Annotated in this window: 14 protein-coding genes and 1 rRNA gene; 5 read left to right on the top strand and 10 right to left on the bottom strand. The window is 58.4% G+C overall.

The window, feature by feature from the left end; translation table 11 throughout:
- Position 1 precedes the first annotated feature (1 nt).
- The 4 genes from J4G14_02820 to J4G14_02835 are packed head-to-tail and all read right to left on the bottom strand — an operon-like array spanning position 2 to position 4,892.
- Positions 2–784 (bottom strand): ComF family protein, encoded by a 783-nt coding sequence (locus J4G14_02820; GenBank protein ID MCE2456733.1) that lies wholly within the window; start codon positions 782–784, stop codon positions 2–4.
- Positions 769–3,372: a M1 family metallopeptidase gene (locus tag J4G14_02825; protein ID MCE2456734.1), complete on the bottom strand. Its 2,604-nt coding sequence runs from the start codon at positions 3,370–3,372 to the stop codon at positions 769–771. Before J4G14_02825 ends, J4G14_02820 begins: the two co-directional genes overlap by 16 nt.
- Before the next feature lie 45 nt (positions 3,373–3,417).
- Positions 3,418–4,218 carry an enoyl-CoA hydratase/isomerase family protein gene (locus tag J4G14_02830; protein ID MCE2456735.1) on the bottom strand — a complete coding sequence of 267 codons (801 nt, stop codon included), beginning with the start codon at positions 4,216–4,218 and terminating at the stop codon, positions 3,418–3,420.
- Between the two features lie 56 nt (positions 4,219–4,274).
- Positions 4,275–4,892 carry a nitroreductase family protein gene (locus tag J4G14_02835; protein ID MCE2456736.1) on the bottom strand — a complete coding sequence of 206 codons (618 nt, stop codon included), beginning with the start codon at positions 4,890–4,892 and terminating at the stop codon, positions 4,275–4,277.
- A 187-nt stretch (positions 4,893–5,079) separates the two neighbouring features.
- Between J4G14_02835 and J4G14_02840 the strand changes: the two genes are divergently transcribed.
- Positions 5,080–6,099, top strand: coding sequence for a TIGR03617 family F420-dependent LLM class oxidoreductase (locus tag J4G14_02840; protein MCE2456737.1), 1,020 nt, complete (start codon positions 5,080–5,082; stop codon positions 6,097–6,099).
- Positions 6,100–6,156: 57 nt separating this feature from the next.
- On the top strand, positions 6,157–7,341 hold the full coding sequence (locus tag J4G14_02845) for an L-rhamnonate dehydratase (protein MCE2456738.1): 1,185 nt from the start codon (positions 6,157–6,159) through the stop codon (positions 7,339–7,341).
- Between the two features lie 3 nt (positions 7,342–7,344).
- Here the strand turns inward: J4G14_02845 and J4G14_02850 are convergent, their stop codons facing one another.
- The 6 genes from J4G14_02850 to J4G14_02875 form a co-directional block, all read right to left on the bottom strand.
- Positions 7,345–8,541 carry a CoA transferase gene (locus J4G14_02850; GenBank protein ID MCE2456739.1) on the bottom strand — a complete coding sequence of 399 codons (1,197 nt, stop codon included), beginning with the start codon at positions 8,539–8,541 and terminating at the stop codon, positions 7,345–7,347.
- 43 nt (positions 8,542–8,584) lie between these two features.
- Positions 8,585–9,181: a guanylate kinase gene (gene gmk / locus J4G14_02855; protein MCE2456740.1), complete on the bottom strand. Its 597-nt coding sequence runs from the start codon at positions 9,179–9,181 to the stop codon at positions 8,585–8,587.
- 7 nt (positions 9,182–9,188) lie between these two features.
- Positions 9,189–10,493 (bottom strand): 3-phosphoshikimate 1-carboxyvinyltransferase, encoded by a 1,305-nt coding sequence (gene aroA, locus J4G14_02860; GenBank protein ID MCE2456741.1) that lies wholly within the window; start codon positions 10,491–10,493, stop codon positions 9,189–9,191.
- Positions 10,494–10,498: 5 nt separating this feature from the next.
- Positions 10,499–11,497 carry a prephenate dehydrogenase gene (locus J4G14_02865; GenBank protein ID MCE2456742.1) on the bottom strand — a complete coding sequence of 333 codons (999 nt, stop codon included), beginning with the start codon at positions 11,495–11,497 and terminating at the stop codon, positions 10,499–10,501.
- Positions 11,498–11,547: 50 nt separating this feature from the next.
- Positions 11,548–12,249: a site-2 protease family protein gene (locus tag J4G14_02870; GenBank protein ID MCE2456743.1), complete on the bottom strand. Its 702-nt coding sequence runs from the start codon at positions 12,247–12,249 to the stop codon at positions 11,548–11,550.
- 75 nt (positions 12,250–12,324) lie between these two features.
- Positions 12,325–12,738: an iron-sulfur cluster assembly accessory protein gene (locus J4G14_02875; protein ID MCE2456744.1), complete on the bottom strand. Its 414-nt coding sequence runs from the start codon at positions 12,736–12,738 to the stop codon at positions 12,325–12,327.
- A gap of 132 nt (positions 12,739–12,870) precedes the next feature.
- Between J4G14_02875 and rrf the strand changes: the two genes are divergently transcribed.
- The 3 genes from rrf (at position 12,871) to J4G14_02890 (ending at position 16,956) form a co-directional block, all read left to right on the top strand.
- Positions 12,871–12,963: ribosomal RNA gene (rrf, locus tag J4G14_02880) — 5S ribosomal RNA — on the top strand.
- A gap of 289 nt (positions 12,964–13,252) precedes the next feature.
- On the top strand, positions 13,253–14,428 hold the full coding sequence (locus J4G14_02885) for a S1 RNA-binding domain-containing protein (GenBank protein ID MCE2456745.1): 1,176 nt from the start codon (positions 13,253–13,255) through the stop codon (positions 14,426–14,428).
- Positions 14,429–14,478: 50 nt separating this feature from the next.
- Entirely contained in the window at positions 14,479–16,956 is a 2,478-nt protein-coding gene (locus J4G14_02890) for an ATP-dependent Clp protease ATP-binding subunit (GenBank protein MCE2456746.1), read from the top strand.
- The last annotated feature ends 45 nt before the right edge of the window (positions 16,957–17,001 follow it).

The raw sequence follows: 17,001 nt of genomic DNA on the forward strand, positions 1-17,001 counted from the left end.
CCTAGGGCGCTCTCGCGAGCGATAAGCCTACGACTCTGTGTGCGCCTGCCATCTTCAGCGCGGCGGCGCACGCAGAGGCCGTTGATCCAGTGGTAACAAGGTCGTCAACCAGGAGTACCCTCGCGCCATCAACATGAGACCGTGACCTGAAGCCGCCCTGCACGTTGGACCAGCGGTCCTCGCGTGATTCGGTTTCGAGTTGGGACGGCGCGTTCTTTACTCTCAACAACGTGTCAGTACTGACGGACACATTCATTCTGCGGCCCAGTTCTGCGGCTATCAGAGACGCCTGAGAGTACCCTCGCTGCCTGACCCGCGACGGGTGACTTGGGACCGGCACGATGATGTCCGGGTCTGCCGTGCGTCGTGTCCCCCAAAAGGCGTACAGTAGCTCGGCCAACTCGGGAGCAATGCTCCGCATTCCACCGTACTTCAGCGACGTGATTGCCCTATATATCGGGCTGCTCGGCACATAAAGATACGGAGAGCGAATCGCGTCGATTGAGGGCGCATGTGCCTGGCACCACGAGCAGATCCCGGCCACGCCGGGGTTGGCGCACACTGTGCAGAATGGTCGCTCGAGCTTCGGCATCCTGTCCACGCAGGAGGGACACACGAACCGGCCTCTACTGCCGCACCCCAGGCAGTCGATTGGAAACACGACATCCAACGCCGCCTTCCAGAGACGATCTACGACAGTGACCGACGTTGTCTTGTCGGATGATCGGTTGGGCCGCGAGGCCTCGGAATCAACCTCCTGGTGCAGTTCTATGCCACCAGCCAACGTTCCAGGTCTTCGCGATTCTTGTCCATCCATGCGATGTTGATGGCCATGCGCTCCAGACCCTGCCGGATCGTCCGCTCCGCTGAAGGTACGGGATTGGAGGCGAAGAACTCCTCGACCTCCTGGCGCTTTTCCTCGGTTGTGAACAGCGATGAGATGCCGACGAGTCTCATTATGGCGAAGCCGCCCTCACCGTAGCGACGGTCGAACTCATCCCAGTTGTCCTTGAGGAACTGCCAGGCAAGTTCGCGGCCCTGTCGGTTGGACGCCACCGCAACCATCACCCGGATGGTGTCCTGGCTCCGGACGTAGTCGTCGTCGAGCGACCGATTCAGCGTCTGTCCGAGCATATCCTGGTCGTTGAAGTTGCAAAGCGCGCCGAGCAGGCGCATCTTCTCTTCTTGGAGCGTCGCCCCCTGCTCCAACTCCCACAGCGTGTCGTACAGGTCGCGGTCACCCTGTTTGGCAGCCATCGAGAAAGTCGCCGATCTGAGATCTGCAGGTACCGATGCCGGATCTTCCCTGTAACTCTGGAATCGCCTGCCTGCTTCGTCGAGAGTCTCGGCATCATCGAATCGACCAAGTTGGCCGAGCGCTGTCGACCTGAGCAGCACGTCCCTGTGGCCCTCGTCGGGTCTCGCATCCCAGCCCACACGTTCGCCGATTGGCTTGAAGATGCTCCGACCAAACGCCTGGTAAGCCGTGTAAAAGGCTTCGTCAGACAGCAGGTTGTCGAGGGCGTTCAGCGATGCTGCAAGGTCGCTGGCTACTGAAGGATCAATCTCGTTGGAGTAGGCCTCGGCCAGGTTCAGGTACGCCGATGCCGGTATGTGCCCGGCCTTGGCCAGCGCGTAGGCGTCGGAATTCATTCCGAGCCTGTCCTGCGCTGGAAGCGTTAGACTCCTGATCGGAGCCTTGAGCCTTTCAATCTCGTCGTCTGAGTACTTGACCCGGTAGAAGCCAGACTGCCCGGGGTTGACCTTGATCCACTCGTCGCCTTGGCCGAAGGACGCGGGCTTCAGGTTAAGTGTTGCGTCCGGCGCATCCATTAGTTCTCGCACCGGCTCGGCATTGGACGCGGTTCGAGCAGTTATGGGCACCTTCCAGGTAGTTTCGTCCTCTTCACCTTCACCCAGCACGTCGTCGTACAGGAACCTGGACTGCGAAAGACCGACGTCAATAGTGTCATCGGAGCGGGAGATACTAGTCTCGAGCACCGGGTAACCCGTCTGCGAGGTCCATGTGTCCATGATCTCCGCGACCGGTTGGCCCGAGGCTTCCCCAAGTGCGTTCCACAGATCGCGTGTCCGGGCGTTCGCATACTCGTGCCGCTTGATGTATATCTGGAGTCCCTGCTGGAAGTCGTCCTCTCCAAGGTAGTGCTCCAGCATCCTCAGAATGGAACCGCCCTTCGAGTAGCTGATGGCGTCGAACAGCTGACCGATCTCCGCCGGGTTGCCCACTTCCTGTTCAATAGGGTGTGAATTTCGAAGCCCATCGAGGTTGAGGGCTGATCCTGTGTCGTGCGTTAGGAACTGGGTCCACATCTCCCACTCTGGATGCAGGTAGTCGACGGCCTTGTCTCCCATCCAGGACGCGAAGCTCTCGTTGAGCCACAGATCGTCCCACCACTCCATTGTCACGAGATTTCCGAACCACTGGTGCGCCATCTCGTGCGAGACGATAGCAGCGACAATCTCCCGGGTTCCTGCCGAACTGTTTTCGGGGTCCACCAGGAGTGCTACTTCTCTGTAAGTAATCGCTCCCCAGTTCTCCATCGCGCCGGCTGCAAAGTCCGGGATAGCGATGTGATCCAACTTGGACAGCGGGTAGGGGACACCGAAGTACTGGTGGAAGTAGTCCAGCAGGTCCATCGATGTCTCGAGCGCGAACTGGCCCTTGTCCTCATTGCCGCGAGTCGCCCACACCCGCATCAGGACTCCATCCTCAGTCCTGTCCTCGACACATTCTAGGTCGCCGACGATGAACGCGAGCAGGTAGGTGGACATGACTGGCGTCTCAGCAAAGCGCACGGACTTCTTTCCGCTCGCTCCCACGGTGGTAGTGACCGGCTCCGTGTTCGAAATGACCTCAAGCTCCTCAGGCACAATGAGTGTGACATCGAACGTCGCCTTAACCGCGGGCTCGTCCCAGCATGGGAACGCCCTGCGCGCGTCAGTCGACTCGAACTGGGTTGTGGCCATCCAGCGCTGGTTGCCGTCCACGTCCGTGTACGACGACCGGTAGAAGCCGCGCAGCTTGTCGTTGAGCTCACCTGTGAAGTCGATGCCGAGCTGAGCTGTGCCTGCCGGAATCGGACTGTCGAACGAAACGGTAAGCGTCTCGCGCTCCTCGTCTAACGAGATTCCGGTCGCTCGATATGATGATCCGCTCGCTAGAGTAATGCGAGCGTAGTGGATGTCGAGCTCTGAGCTGTTGAGCACGATCTCAGACGTCGCTTCCTCCACTTCAACATCGATCGACACGTAGCCGTCGAACTTGAAAGTGTCCAGATTGGGCTCCAGGTTCAGGGCGTATCGCGTGGGCCGCACGCCGGTTGGTAGCTGCCACTCGTTTGATGATGCCATTCCGGGTCCTTTGCTTGTCTGTTACTCAGGTTGTCGGGAGGATCGTCAGGAGGCCGTCCAGTTGGGCTGCCGCTTCTCGGAGAATGCACGAGGTCCTTCGATCCTGTCCGCCGAGGAGTTGTGCTTCTGAGCCTCGCTGTAGTTACGAGACATGGCCACGTCGAGGGGCCAGTCCAGACCCATGTACCCCATCTGCTTGCTCGCCCGTATTGATAGGGGAGCGCACTCCAGTATCTCGTTTGCCCATCTCTCCGCCGTCGGCATGAGGTCAGCTAGGGGCACGACCTCGTTTACGAGGCCTATTCGGTACGCCTCCTGCGCGCTGATGCGTCGCGCAGTGAGCATCATTCCCATCGCAATCTTCGTGGGCAGGTGACGGGGAAGCCTGAACACTCCTCCGGCTCCAGCGTACAGTCCTACGCGAGGCTCAGGCAGACCGACCTGCGCGTGATCGGCCGCGATGATGATGTCGCAGGCCATAGCGGTCTCCAGCCCGCCTCCGAGTGCGTACCCGTTTACGGCCGCAATCATCGGCTTCCAGCACTCAAAGTTCGACGTGATGCCGCCAAACGGCGCGCGAGCATATCGTACGTTTGGGTCCTGATCGCCGTGCTGGCCCTGGTCCCGCTCCGCTGTATATCGCAGATCGTTGCCCGCGCTGAATGCCCTCTCTCCGGCTCCGGTGAGGATGGCTACCCACGCGTCGGGGTCATCGTTGAACCTCGTGAAAGCGTCGTGCAGCTCAGCGTTTGCCGGAGGGTGAAGCGCGTTCATACGCTCGGGCCGGTTAATCGTCACATATGTGATCCGGTCCTTCTGCTCGTAGGTAATGAACTCGTAAGACATGGGTGACTCCTCAGAGTGGTTGCTTCAGAACGTGCAGAGTATATCAGAGGCCCTAACTACCAACCCTCGCCCCATTTCTCCCTGTAAGCGACCTCTTCGACAGGCTGGCGACGGGTCGGACCGTAGCGGTTGTTGTCAGCGGGGAACCCGATTGGCAGCAGCGCAGCCGTCTCTACGTTCTCAGGTATTCCGAGGAGTTCCTTGATCTCATCTTCATACCGTTTGTGAAGACTGGTCAGGCAGCTGCCGAGTCCGAGCCCACGCGCTGTCAGCAGGATGTTCTGCACGGAAGGAAAGATCGAACCTCCCCGACCCATCGTCGATGGACCTCCGTCGTGCTCGATGCACGCCATCAGGAGGACCGGGGCCTGGCCTATCGTCCTTGCCAGGTGGTCTGCCGACCTTCGAACGTGAGACTGGATGTCCGGCGGATTCGGGTTGGCGGAGCCATATGCGTGCTCCCAGCCCTGCTCGTAGTATTCGCCGATCTTCTTCTTAGTCTCAGCATCTGTGATAACCAGGAACTTCCAGCCCTGCCTGTTGCCGCCGCTGGGAGCCTTCGTACCCGCCTCGATCAGCTTGTGGATAAGCTCGTCCGGAACCGGGTCGGACTTGAAGTAGCGTATCGCGCGTTGTGAGTAGATGGCCTCGAACAGGCCGATGTCTTCTGCCATGGATGTCTCCTTGTGTTGCCTGGGCGGTCTCTCCCGCCCTTTATGCCACTAGTTGTATCGAACATGCGGTACCCTTGCCAACCTGTTTCGATGGTACAGGGTCATTCAGACCTGCTGGTGCGACTGAATTACCTGTCTGCTATCATGTGCCCGCAATTTGCCACGATGTGAACAGGGAGGCCTAGCTTTGAAAGTCGGATCAAGATTGGATGGAAGGACACCACAGCAGATTGCGGCGTCGGCTCGTCGTGCGGAAAGGCTGGGCTTTGATGCCTACTCCTCCTCGGAGACAAACCATAACCCGTTTCTTCCGCTGTCCATAGCCGCGGAACACACGGAACGCATCAACCTGCGCACTTCCATAGCACTGGCTTTTGCAAGAAGTCCCATGGATGTCGCTTACATCGGCTGGGACCTCCAGGCAATGTCCAACGGCAGGTTCACACTAGGTCTGGGCAGCCAGGTCCGCGGACACATCGTCCGACGCTTCGGCATGAACTGGTCCGCACCGGCTCCCAGGATGAGGGAGTACATTCAGGCGCTTCGACATATCTGGAATGCCTGGCAGACACAGGAGCCGGTCAAGTTCCACGGCGATCACTTCGACTTCAACCTCATGCCCCCGTTCTTCAATCCTGGTCCCATCGAAAAGCCGGACGTGAAGGTGTTTGTGTCCGCGGTGAATCCATACATGCTCCGTGTGGCAGGGGAGGTCTGCGACGGGGTGCTGCTCCACGGTTTCTGCACTCCCAAGTACACCCGAGAGGTGATCATTCCAAACCTGGAAATCGGCGCCAAAAGAGCGGGCAGATCCCTGGACGATTTCGAGATCAACGCCGGCGGGTTCATCATTACCGGAGCCACGGAAGAAGAAGTGGAGTCCAAGAAGGCTGGAGTGAAAGGGCAGATTTCATTCTACGCTTCGACCAGGAGCTATGAGTCGGTTATGAGCACGCACGGCTGGGAAGACACCGCCGCGAGACTGTACCGGATGTCCGTCGACAACAAGTGGGGAGAGATGCCCAACCAGGTTACTGACGACATGCTCGAGACCTTCGCTGTGATCGGCACCCACGATGAGATCGTGGACAAGCTCAAGGAGGCCCATGGCGACTACGCCACGTCTATCAGCTTCGACATCCCGACACCCACGGGCGAGGACGAAGAGATGATGGCAGGTATGGTTGCCGAGCTGCAGTCGGAGTAAAGCTCAGGGGCCTTACGGTCCGGTGATTCACAGATCCTGGTTCATCCGGAGGAAGAGTTGAACATAAAGAGCATCCGAGCATTCCCTGTAAACCTGAGGCCGCCGATTGTGACTGAGCCGCGAGTGCCAGCCATACCTGGCGCAGGACACTTCACTAGCCCCATGGCCCGGTACGAGGGCGAATTCCCCGATAGAGGCTGGAGCTCTGACTGGGGCCGCGTCGCATGTGTGGTGACTGCCGACGACGGCACATGGGGTCTTGGCATTACTACGAATAGCGGCCCCGTCGTCTCCATCATCAACGACCACTTCTCGCCGCTGCTCGAAGGCCAGAACGCGATGTCGATCGAAAAGCACTGGGACCTGATGCGGCGAGCGTCGTCTCCATACGGCACGCACGGCCTGACCAGCTACGCGATCAGTGCGGTCGACAACGCCCTCTGGGACCTAAAAGGCAAACTGCTAGGCCTGCCGGTGTATGAGTTGCTCGGCGGCCCGGTCAAGGACCGCATCTTCTGCTACGCCTCTAACACGATGCTGACTTACGGCACTGAGAATTACATTGACTGGTTCCTGGAACTGGGCTTCAAGGCCGTTAAGTTGTTCGTCCGTCACGGCCCTGAGCACGACCTCGAAGGCCTGCGTAAGAACGAGGAACTCGTCGCACGCACCCGCGAGCAGGTTGGGCCCGACGTAGAGATCGCGGTCGACTCATGGATGTCCCTGAACACCGAGTACATAGTCCGGCTGGTAGAGGCGCTCAAGCCATACAGGATTAAGTGGCTCGAAGACTATCTTCTTCCGGAAGACCTCGACAGCTACATGAAAGTCCGTCAGCGCGTTCCGGGACAGACGCTCGCTACCGGCGAACACTGGTACACGATCCACCCATTCGCGTTGGCTGCCGGACAGGGACTCGTGGACATACTCCAGCCCGACATTGCGTGGGTAGGTGGAATGACCGCCAGCATACGGATATGCCACATCGCCGAAGCACACGGCGTTACCGTTATCGGACACGGCGGGATGAACTACCCGTACGGCCAGCACCTTGCATACGCGATGCCTGTAATCCCGTGGGGAGAGAGGTCCGAGGGTGTTGCCCCTCCAGGTGTGCCACTGGAGGAGATGGTCCTGCTGCCGGGCACGCCTGCTATCAAGGACGGCTACGTTAAGCCCAGCGATGCTCCCGGCTTCGGCTTTGAGTTCGACCTCGACTGGCTGGAGGAACGCACCGCCTGATAGTCAGACGATTACCCCCTGCTTTCGCAGTTCATCAACGTCTTCAGGTGAGCAGCCTAGTACTGTCGTTAAGACCTCATCTGTGTGCTCGGAGTATCGAGGCGCCTTCGTTACGGCGTTTTCCTCATCTGAGAGTTTGACTGGTATGCCGACCATCTTGTAGTCGCCCCGTACCGGATCGTCTACATTGACGATCATCTCCCTCGCGATAAGGTGCTCGTTTTCGAGTACCTCAGCCGCTCCGATCGTCGCTCCCGCGAGCACACCAGACTCCGCCAGAATCTTCATGGCTTCCCACTTGGTGTGTTTCGACGTCCACTCGGTGATCACGCGTTCCGCTTCATCGCTGTTCTTCACACGCTCTTCTTCGTCGTCGAAACGGGGATCGCCTATGAGGTCAGACCTGTCCATCGCCGCCAGCATCAGGTCCCAGCCGTCACCACGAGGATGGATCATCACATAGTCGTTTGGACCGCCCGGTTCGCACGGGAACACCATGGGGAGGCCACGTGTCCCACTGTGACCCTGTCGGGTGTGGTCGATGCCGTGCCCAAGTGTCCTTGTGAGAAACATCCGCATCAGGTTCACCACAGAGTCCTGCATCGACACTTCGACCATCTGCCCCACACCTGTGCGATCTCGCTTGTGGAGCGCGGCAAGTATGCCGATGGCAGCGTGAAGCCCGCTTCCCGAGTCTCCGACTCCGGGCGTGATCATCACTGGTGGTCTGTCTTCGTATCCGGTGGTCGCCATCGCTCCGCCAACGGCCTGCGCGACGAACTCGTAACCCTTGTAGTCCGCATATGGCCCGTAGGTGCCAAAGCCCTTGATGGTCGCGTAGATCAGTCTCGGATTCAGACAGTGCAGCACGTCCCATCCCAGGCCCAGCCTGTCCAGCATCCCCGGCGAGAAGTTCTCGACCAGCACATCGGCCCACTGCGCCAGCCGGATGAACAGCTCCTTGCCCCTTTCCGTCTTGAGGTCGAGAGTCACCGCCCTCTTGTTGTTGTTGAAAATCAGGAAGTAGACGCTGTCTGAGTCTTCGCGGTGTGCGAGATCAGTGCGTGTGCTGTCTCCGCCCCTGGTATCTTCGACCTTTATGACGTCCGCGCCCAGGAATCCCAGCATCTGGGCACATGACGGTCCGGCCTGAACGTGAGTGAGGTCCAGTACCTTGATGTTGGATAGCGCCTGGTCCATCCGATTTCCCCCTAGTGTATTTTGTGCCTGCTGTCCGGAAACCCTATTTCGGAGTTGTCTCCTGGGCAACGATCCTGGCTATGTCCGACACGGCTTCGTCGAGCCTGCCGTCATGGTTCACTACCCTGTGGTCGAACCAGTCAGCTGCCTTCATTTCCTCGCGCGCCGTCTCCAACTTGATCCTTAGCGCCTCGCCTTGCTCTGTGCCGCGATCCGTAAGTCGCCTGTCCAGCGACTCCATGCTTGGCGGCTCGAGAAATATCAGCACCGCGTCAGAGTACAGCCTCTTGACCGTTGCTGCGCCCTGGACGTCCACTTTCAGAAGCACATTGCGACCAGCCTCAAGGGCATCAGTCACCTGCGACTTTGGGACCCCATACAGGTTGCCGTACACTTCAGCCCACTCCAGCAGGCCGTCTTCATCTATCATGCGCTGAAATTCACCGCGTGCCATGAAGAGGTAGTCGACGTCGTCGCGCTCGCCCGGTCTCTTTGGACGGGTAGTCGCCGTAGTCGTAAAGTAGAAATCCTCGCGCTGCTGCTTCATAACAGAGAGCAGGGCGTCCTTCCCGACCCCTGAGGGCCCGGACAGGACAAACAGGCGGCCGTCAGATTTGCTGTCCACGGACCGGTTGGTCAACCGTACGTCAGGACCTCAGGCCTTCCAGTGTCTCCCAGAAAGATGGGTAGGAGACATCCGCGGCCTCTGAATCACCAATGTGAGTCTCACCGCCGGCAACGAGTCCTGCTACCGCCATGGACATGGCTATTCGATGGTCTCCGTGGCTGACGACTTCCGCGCCTGTGAGCTTAGAGCCACCCTCGATGATCATGCCGTCGTCGATCTCTCGTATCGAGGCTCCAAGGGCGTGTAGACCCTCGGCGGTCGCCGAGATCCGATCCGATTCCTTGACCCTTAGTTCCGCGGCGTCCCTTATGACAGTTTGGCCCGAGGCCTGCGAGGCAGCCATTGCCAGCACCGGAAGCTCATCGACTACGCGCGGGATGATATCTCCACCAATTTCGATGCCCTTCAGGTCGCTTGATTCGACGACAAGGTCTGCAGCCGGCTCATTGCCGTCCTCGCGAACATTCTCCATCCGAATGTTCGCGCCCATCTCGGCCAGGACATCGAGCACGCCGGTGCGGGACGGGTTGACCCCGACCCCTTTGACGGTAATCCGGGCGTTAGGGTGTGCTGCTCCAGCGACAAGCCAGAAGGCGGCCCCGCTGATGTCAGAGGGCACCTGGATGTTGATCGACTTCAGTTCAGACGGTCTTACGGTCACCCTGAGTCCGTCCTTTTCGATGTCGGCCCCCATGGCGGCCATCATCCTCTCGGTATGGTCACGGGATTCGGCGGGCTGGATCACAGTGGTCTCGCCCTCTGCGTACAGACCCGCAATCAGAATGCACGACTTGAGCTGAGCGCTCGCGACGGGCATATCGTATTCGATTCCTTGAATTTCACCACCGCTGAAGGCTAGGGGCGCAAGCGAGCCGCCATTTCGGCCCATCACTTCGGCTCCCATCATCGAAAGTGGTGTCAGGATTCTCTTCATGGGTCGACGTCTCAGGGACGAGTCTCCAGTGATGACGCTGAAGAACGATTGTGCCGCGAGCAGACCAGAGACCAGTCGCATCGTAGTGCCGCTGTTCCCGGAAAAGAGGACATCGTTCGGCTCGACCAGGCCGGACTTGCCCCTGCCCGAGATGTTGAAGTACTCCCTGTCGGCAGTAGCTCCATCCTCTGCCGCGCGTTCGATCTCCACGCCCAGGCCCCTCAGGCAGCCAAGCATCGAGGTCCGGTCGTCGCCAACGCAGAAGTTGGAGACCACAGCGTCGCCGTCAGAAATGGCATTCAACAGCGCCGCCCGGTGCGAGATGGACTTATCGCCGGGAGGAACGACCGTTCCTTCGAGGCGGGGACTGTGCTCGACTGTTCGGTTCACTGACCCTATCTCCTGGATCTGTACGTGGTGTTTTGCTCTTCTTCCTTCTGTCGAAGCGCGCCAAGCCTTTGGGCGAGTTTCTCACCCAGCATCGCGCTCGCTATGGATTCACCTGCGCTGGGTATCCGTACGCCTTCCTGTGGGACGACAGCGTCCGCCTCCCACCTCGCCCTGTGTTCCCAGGCGCTTACAAACCGCTCGATTAGCTCTTCGCTCCCGTCCTTGATCTCGTTTCTGAACTCGTACAACTCGAGGATTAACTGGTCTATCCAGTGTGCCAGCGCCTCCGGATCTGCCAGGGACATAGCCTCATTGTCCAGTGGATCGTTGGAGGCATGCCTCCCAAACACCTCGAACTGAGACTCCGCAAGCATGTGCATCTCACGCCAACCGTCACTACCCGCGGTCGAGTTGACGAACGCTGACGACATAATGACCGGAAGGTGGTGCATTGCCGCGGCATATGAATCATGCTCTGCGGGATCGAGGAACACCGGCTTGGCGCCGAGTGCCTCGATCAGTCCCACGACGGTCCTGATCGACTGCTCGTCCGAAGTCTCTGAGGGAGTGACAGTGTACCTTGCGCCGTTGAAGATCGACGGATCGGCCTCTTCGAGAGAATATGGAGTCGCCTTCAACAGTGGATGACCACCAACGAAGCTAGCGTCTGATGGCAGGTACTCGCTGGCCCACTTAATCACAGGGCCCTTGACGCTGACCGTATCGGTCACGACCGCACCAGGCTCAATTGATGGTCCGACCGCTTCCATCAGCTCATGTAGCTCGCCGAGCGGTGCGTCGAGTATCACGAGTTGGGCGGTCTCCACCGCTTGCCGAAGGCCGCCAATAGTCTTGTGAGCTGCATCCATCTTTGATACAGCAGACATGACAGCGCGGTCTCCTGACGTAATCACGACCTCGGTGTTGCTGAGTTTGCGCTTCATAAGGGACTGCCCGATTGAAACTCCAATCGGTCCGACTCCCACAATTGTTATTCGTTCCAAGATGACACCTCAACGTTCCGGTGTTAGCGTCCATCGTCGCTGATAGACTATCACAGAAGGCTCGAACCTAGGATTATGTCTCCGAAGAGGTTTACTACTGGCCATATCACTGTTGAGAAGACGGGAATGCCGAAAACGATCCCGGCCAGAATCAGGATCAACAGAATTCCCGGACCGTACCTTTCGGTCTTGGCGTAGGCACTAGCCGCATCCTTCGGTAGCACCCCCAGCGCCACCTTGAATCCATCTAGCGGAGCGATGGGGAGCAGGTTGAATACGGCGAGTACCAGGTTCCATCTCACTAGAGATACGAGGGCGAACTCAATCAGGGCTCTGCCTTCGAACCTGCCGACAGTAAACTCCGGACCTGCCAGCCCCGCAACGTCAGCCCTAACTGCGATACCGAACACGGCGGCAGCTATGATGTTCGATAGCGGCCCGGCCAGTGATACCATCGCCAGCCCAATTCGCTGCCCGATTCGCAGGAAGGTCGGACTGACCGGCACGGGCTTGCCCCAGCCGAAACCGGCTAGAAGGATAAGCACGCTGCCCAACGGGTCCAGGTGCCGTATAGGATTGAGCGAGAGTCGCCCCAGGTTGGCGGCTGTGCGGTCGCCGAGTGACGTCGCCACATACGCATGGCTGAACTCGTGGACGGTAATCCCTATTACGAGCGAAGCGCACAGTGTAACGACCGTTATCAGACCCAGGAGCGGGTCTCTCTCGAACAGATCGATCGACGAGATTAGCAACGTTTATCGAAATCAAAAAAACGGAGCGAGTTGACCGCTCCGTTTTTCTTTACTTGGTCTTAGTGGTATTTGGCCTTAGTGACCGCCGCATCCGCATCCGCCGCCACCTCCACCGCCGCAGCCACATCCGCCGCCGCCGCCGCCGCAAGCGCATCCGCCGCCGCCGCCACCGCAGCCGCATCCGGCCTGGAAGTTCGGGTTACTGATCACGAACCCGCTCCTCATCAGCCCTTCCATATAGTCTATGGTCGAGCCGTCGAGCAGGGGTGCGCTGTCTGCGTCAACCAGCACCTGGATTTCGTGGGTGTCGATAACGAAGTCATTCTCAGCGGCCTCAGCTTCGACGCTGAGCATGTACTGAACGCCGCCTTGAGGACCGGGCATCACCATTACGCGGAGCAGCCCGTCGCCCTCACCCTCCTCCTGGAGGATATCCTGGAACTTCTGGGCGGCCAGTTCGCTGACCTCTAGTAGCTGAGTTGTCGCCACGTGCATTACCTCCGCAATCCTAGCTCTTACGAGGAGTCTCCAATTGGCCGCAATGCTAGCATGGGCCCCCAAACCAGTCAAGGAAATCGTTGACTCCGGAATTTCTACTCCGCTATAATTTCGCCAACTATCCTTGGTGGTTTGAGCGAGGCGGACCCACCCGTTCCCATCCCGAACACGGAAGTGAAACGCTTCAGCGCCGACGATACTAGGCCACTGCCAGGGTGTTCCTCAAAAAAGGTCGGAGTTGACCGAAGACCTTGCGAAAATGGCAGTTCATACGTCGCTTTGCGCTGCCTGTTGCCCTCCAAAAATGGGTTTTCAGCCCATTCCCGCCATGATACAATCACGTCACTATTACTAAGAGGGGGAAAGTCGGGGCGGCGACTTCTACCAGATACTCACTGTCCAAGGGCCCTGCTCAGGGCGTTTTGTGCGATGGGCGCGGCTTTACCAGTCGAAAATCATTACATATAATGAACCTACCTGACTCTTTTACCGGAAAGTTGAACGAATGACTACTGAACAAGAGCGAGAGCAAGTGGCCCCTGAAGAAGAAGATATGGGCCAGCTGCTCGATCAGATGATGGGGGAGATCAAGAATGTCCGCCGGGGCGACGTCGTTGAGGGCGTCGTGATGCGGGCAGACACCTCCGACGGCCTGTTTGTCAACATCGGACAGAAGGCCGAAGCCCATGTTCCCGCGAATGAGATGCGCACCATTGATACCACCGATATCGAAGGACTGGTGGGAGGGTCCATAATCGCAATGGTTGTTCGCCCTGAATCGGGCGACAATCCCGCGATACTGTCCGTGGATCGAGCTATTGGCGAGCAGGGCTGGCGCTACCTCGAGAAGGCGATGGATGCCGGAGAGGTTATCGAAGGCAGTATCGCCGGTTTCAACAGGGGTGGCTCAATCGTCGAAGTCGAAGGAGTCCAGGGCTTCGTACCCATGTCTCAGTTGGTTTCGGTACCCCGTGAGCGCTTCCGTATCTACCAGGAAGGCGGCGATGGCCTCTCCGAAGGAGAGACCGAGACCATTCAGGAGGCCCAGAACGCCGAAATCGGGCGCCAGATTCAGATGAAGGTTCTTGAAGTGAACCGGAGCCGGAATCGGGCCATCTTCTCCGAGCGGCAGGCCGTTCAGGAGTCGCGTGATGCTCGCAAGGCCAAGCTGATAGAAGAGCTTGAAGAAGGTCAGACCAGAAACGGTACCGTAACTGGCATCAGCAGCTTCGGCGCATTCGTCGACATTGGCGGCGCTGATGGGTTGATTCATATCTCAGAACTCTCGTGGAGCATGGTCAACTCCCCCGAAGAAGTGGTGAGCGTCGGCCAGAAGGTCGACGTATACGTACTGCGGGTAGACGCCGAAAACATGAAGATCGCTCTCAGCCTCAGGCGGCTCCAGCCCGAGCCGTGGGAGACCATCCACGAGCGTCACAACATCGGCGATGTCGTAAATGCAACTGTGACCAAGTTGACCAACTTCGGAGCCTTCGCGAGAGTTGAGGACTCCATTGAAGGTCTGATTCACATTTCCGAACTCTCAGCAAGGATGATTAATCACCCTCGGGAAGTTGTGAGGGAAGGTGAACAGGTAGAAGTCAAAATTCTGCGGATCGAGCCAGAACGTAGAAGGCTTGGACTCAGCCTCAAGCAGGCGAGTGAAGAGCGGTTCTTCTAACCCTGTACCCTTATCTGTCGAACTGACTTTCCCGACGAGGAGACGCTTCCATGGCCAGCAGGTTTGAGAAATTCTCGGAAAAGGCACGTCGAGTCCTTTCCCTGGCACAAGAAGAGGCACAGCGGTTTAACCATACTTACATTGGTACCGAGCATATTCTTCTTGGCCTTGTCCGCGAGACAGATGGAGTCGCTGCCAAGGTGCTCAACAACCTTGGTGTGGAGCTCAGCAAGGTCCGATCTGCAGTCGAGTTCATCATCGGCAGGGGAGAGCGAACCCCTTCCGGTGAGATTGGACTCACACCCAGGGCCAAGAAAGTCATTGAGCTGGCTGTCGACGAGGCCCGAAGGCTCAATCACAACTACATCGGCACCGAACACCTGTTGATCGGCCTGATGCGTGAGGGCGAGGGCGTCCCCGCAGGCGTGCTTGAGAGTCTCGGAGTCACCCTGGACAAGATTCGCGCCGAGACGAGTCGGATACTCAGTCAGAACGTCCAGCAGTCACAGAGCAGCGGCAGTGGAAGAGCAACTTCAAGAACGCCGACGCTCGACCAGCTCGGCATAGACCTCACCCAGGCTGCCCGCTCAGGCAAGCTTGATGAGACCGTGGGTCGCGAGCGGGAGATTCAGCGCGTAACCCAGATTCTCAGCCGCAGGACGAAGAACAACCCGGTGCTCGTCGGCGAGCCTGGAGTTGGCAAGACTGCAATTGTCGAGGCGCTCGCACAGAGAATATCGAATAATGACGTTCCCAGCACACTTCAGGGCAGGCGACTCGTGACACTCGACATGGGTGCGCTGGTGGCGGGCACGAAGTATAGGGGCGAATTCGAAGAACGCCTAAAGAAGGTCGTTGAAGAGATCCGCAATGCAGGCAACTGCATCCTTTTCATAGACGAAGTCCATACTATGGTGGGTGCCGGGGCTGCCGAGGGCGCGGTCGACGCCGCGAACATCCTGAAGCCGTCGCTGGCACGCGGAGAGTTGCAGACAATCGGTGCAACGACCCTCGATGACTACCGGAAGTACGTGGAACGAGACCCCGCTCTCGAAAGACGATTCCAGCCCGTCAGGGTGGAAGAGCCTACTACTGAAGAGACTGTCGACATCCTGCGCGGAGTCAAAAAGCACTACGAAGAGCACCATCAGCTCACAATAACCGATGAGGCTCTTCAGCAGGCGGCAGTACTGGCGTCCAGGTACATCTCAGATCGCTTCCTGCCCGATAAGGCTATCGACCTCATCGACGAGGCGTCCTCTCGTGTTCGCATCAATTTCAGCACCGCGCCACTGTCCGTGCAGGAAGTGACGAAGATGCTGGAGAGTGTCCGCAATGAGAAAGACGAGGCCATCGCGAGCAGGCAGTATGAGTACGCTGCCGAACTCCGGGACAGAGAGGCGAGCATCGCCGATAAACTCGATGAGCTCGAACAATCCTGGAAGGACGAGCAGTCCGATGAAGCTCCGAAGGTCACAGAGGAGGACATCGCCGAAGTAGTGAGCATGTGGACCTCAATCCCGGTCACTGGACTGGCTGCTGATGAGACCGAAAGACTCATCAACATGGAGGAAGTCCTCCATCAGAAGGTCATTGGGCAGGATGAGCCTATTACGATGATCTCCAAGGCGGTCCGCAGGGGACGCGCTGGTCTCAAGAACCCGAGACGCCCCACTGGCATATTCATGTTCCTGGGGCCGACTGGCGTGGGTAAGACCCTGCTTGTCCGCAAACTCGCCGAGTTCCTGTTCGGTTCTGAGGATGCCCTTATTCGAATCGACATGTCTGAATTCATGGAGCGGCACTCGGTCGCCCGTCTGGTCGGTGCACCTCCGGGATACATCGGCTACGACGACGGCGGTCAGCTCACCGAGGCAGTCAGGCGCAAGTCTTATTGCGTCATTCTGCTCGACGAGATCGAGAAGGCGCACCCTGAGGTCTTCAACATCCTGCTCCAGATTTTCGACGACGGGCACCTGACCGACTCCAAGGGTCGCAAGGTGGACTTCCGCAACACTATCGTCGCCATGACCTCAAACATAGGCTCAGACTTAATCCGGCAGGACAGGTCCATCGGCTTCGCCGCCAGGTCAGGTCAGGGTCAGTCAGAGGACGAAGCCTACAATCGAATGAAGAACAACGTGCTGGACGAGGTAAAGCGGTTCTTCCGCCCTGAGTTCCTCAACAGGATCGACGGGAGCGTCGTGTTCCACTCCCTTAACCAGGACCACATGCACCAGATCATTCCAATCGAGCTTAGGGACGTAACGTCCAACCTGATCGAGAAGGGAATTAGCCTTGTCGTAACCGATGCGGCTAAGAACTGGCTGGTCGAGAAGGGTTATGATCCCGTTTTCGGCGCCCGCCCACTTCGCCGCGTTATCCAGGACCACGTTGAGGACAAACTCTCTGACTCGATATTGGGTGGACGGCTGGGACCCGCTGATACTGCCATCATCGATGTTGATGACGAGGGAGAGATCGTCGTCAGGGCTGAGTCTCCAGCCTCGGTGGCGTCTCCGACCTAAGTCCGGCTACAACCGCAATCTGCTGAAGGTCTGGGAAGGAACTCC

It is taken from the genome of Dehalococcoidia bacterium, assembly GCA_021295915.1.
In the GTDB taxonomy this organism is placed as follows: Bacteria; Chloroflexota; Dehalococcoidia; order Lucifugimonadales; family UBA1123; genus VXRN01.

Coding starts and splice junctions, on each gene's coding strand:
- J4G14_02825 (MCE2456734.1), bottom strand. CDS start 3,372: ATGGCATCATCAAACGAGTGGCAGCTACCAACCGGCGTGCGGCCCACG.
- J4G14_02830 (MCE2456735.1), bottom strand. CDS start 4,218: ATGTCTTACGAGTTCATTACCTACGAGCAGAAGGACCGGATCACATAT.
- J4G14_02835 (MCE2456736.1), bottom strand. CDS start 4,892: ATGGCAGAAGACATCGGCCTGTTCGAGGCCATCTACTCACAACGCGCG.
- J4G14_02850 (MCE2456739.1), bottom strand. CDS start 8,541: ATGGACCAGGCGCTATCCAACATCAAGGTACTGGACCTCACTCACGTT.
- J4G14_02885 (MCE2456745.1), top strand. CDS start 13,253: ATGACTACTGAACAAGAGCGAGAGCAAGTGGCCCCTGAAGAAGAAGAT.
- J4G14_02890 (MCE2456746.1), top strand. CDS start 14,479: ATGGCCAGCAGGTTTGAGAAATTCTCGGAAAAGGCACGTCGAGTCCTT.